This is a genomic window from Streptomyces sp. NPDC012935 (assembly GCF_042900345.1).
Lineage (GTDB): Bacteria > Actinomycetota > Actinomycetes > Streptomycetales > Streptomycetaceae > Streptomyces.
In genome coordinates this window covers 1-1945 of the sequence record NZ_JBIBBC010000054.1, presented here as the reverse complement: position 1 = coordinate 1945, position 1945 = coordinate 1, and the positions used below count along the sequence as shown (strand labels likewise).

Below are 1945 nucleotides of genomic sequence, written 5' to 3'. Positions count from 1 at the left end.
CCCTGCTGGTGGAGCGGGAGCGGGCCCTGTTCGGCTCCTGGTACGAGTTCTTCCCCCGCTCCGAGGGCACCCCCGAGCAGCCCCACGGCACCTTCCGCACCGCCGCCCGCCGGCTGCCCGCGATCGCCGCGATGGGCTTCGACGTCGTCTACCTCCCGCCGATCCACCCGATCGGCACCACCTTCCGCAAGGGCCCCAACAACACCCTGTCCGCGGGCACCGACGACGTCGGCGTGCCCTGGGCCATCGGCTCCCCCGAGGGCGGCCACGACGCCGTCCACCCCGACCTCGGCACCCTGGAGGACTTCGACTGGTTCGTCGCCCGCGCCGGCGACCTCGGCCTCGAAGTCGCCCTCGACTTCGCCCTGCAGTGCTCCCCCGACCACCCCTGGGTCGACAAACACCCCGAGTGGTTCCACCACCGCCCCGACGGCACCATCGCCTACGCCGAGAACCCGCCGAAGAAGTACCAGGACATCTACCCCATCGCCTTCGACGCCGACATGGACGGCCTGGTCGAGGAGACCCTGCGCATCCTGCGCCACTGGATGGCCCACGGCGTGCGCATCTTCCGCGTCGACAACCCGCACACCAAACCGGTCATGTTCTGGCAGCAGGTCATCGCCGACATCGGCCGCACCGACCCGGACGTCATCTTCCTCGCCGAGGCCTTCACCCGGCCCGCGATGATGCACACCCTGGCCCAGATCGGCTTCCAGCAGTCCTACACCTATTTCACCTGGCGCAACGGCAAGCAGGAACTCACCGAATACCTCACCGAACTCTCCGGCGAAGCAGCCTCCTACATGCGGCCGAACTTCTTCGCCAACACCCCCGACATCCTGCACGAGTTCCTTCAGAGGGGGGGCCGGCCCGCGTTCGAGCTCCGCGCCGTGCTGGCCGCGACCCTCTCCCCCACCTGGGGCATCTACAGCGGCTACGAGCTCTGCGAGAACACCCCCCTGCGCAAGGGCAGCGAGGAGTACCTCGACTCGGAGAAGTACCAGCTCCGCCCACGCGACTGGGAAGCGGCCGAACACGAAGGCCGCACCATCACCCCCCTGATCACCCAGCTCAACGCCGTCCGGCGGGCGAATCCGGCCCTGCGGCAGTTGCGCGACCTCCACTTCCACCACGCGGACCAGGAAGCGGTGATCGCGTACTCGAAGCGCAGCGGATCGAACACGGTTCTGGTGGTCGCCAACCTCGACCCGCACCACACCCAGGAGGCCACGGTCTCGTTGGACATGCCGCAACTCGGCCTGGACTGGCACGAGTCGGTGCCGGTGCGCGACGAGCTCACCGGCGAGACCTATCACTGGGGCAGGGCGAATTACGTGCGTCTCGAACCGGGCACTCGTCCCGCGCACATCCTCACCGTCCTGCGACCGTCCACCCCGCAGATCGGAGGGTCACCCACAAAATGATCGTCAACGAGCCCGTTCAGGACACCTTCGAGGACACTCCTGCCAAGGATCGTGACCCGGATTGGTTCAAGCGCGCCGTCTTCTACGAGGTCCTGGTCCGCTCCTTCCAGGACAGCAACGGCGACGGCGTCGGCGACCTCAAAGGCCTCACCGCCAAACTCGACTACCTGCAATGGCTCGGCGTCGACTGCCTGTGGCTGCCGCCCTTCTTCAAATCACCCCTGCGGGACGGCGGCTACGACGTCTCCGACTACACCTCCGTGCTGCCCGAATTCGGAGACCTCGCCGACTTCGTCGAATTCGTCGACTCCGCCCACCAGCGCGGCATGCGGGTCATCATCGACTTCGTCATGAACCACACCAGCGACCAGCACCCGTGGTTCCAGGAATCGAGAAACGACCCCGACGGCCCCTACGGCGACTACTACATGTGGGCCGACGACGACAAGCAGTACGCCGACGCCCGCATCATCTTCGTCGACACCGAGGCCTCCAACTGGACCTTCGACCCGGTCCGC

2 protein-coding genes are annotated in these 1945 nt (G+C 67.1%); both read left to right on the top strand.

Going from position 1 to position 1945, the window contains the following annotated elements; all coding sequences use genetic code 11:
- Positions 1-1427, top strand: a 1427-nt coding sequence (locus tag ACFY5C_RS41345) for an alpha-1,4-glucan--maltose-1-phosphate maltosyltransferase (protein WP_389455226.1), incomplete at its 5' end; no start/stop codon positions are given.
- Positions 1424-1945, top strand: a 522-nt coding sequence (locus ACFY5C_RS41340; RefSeq protein ID WP_389455224.1) for an alpha-amylase family glycosyl hydrolase, incomplete at its 3' end; no start/stop codon positions are given. The genes ACFY5C_RS41345 and ACFY5C_RS41340, both read left to right, overlap by 4 nt.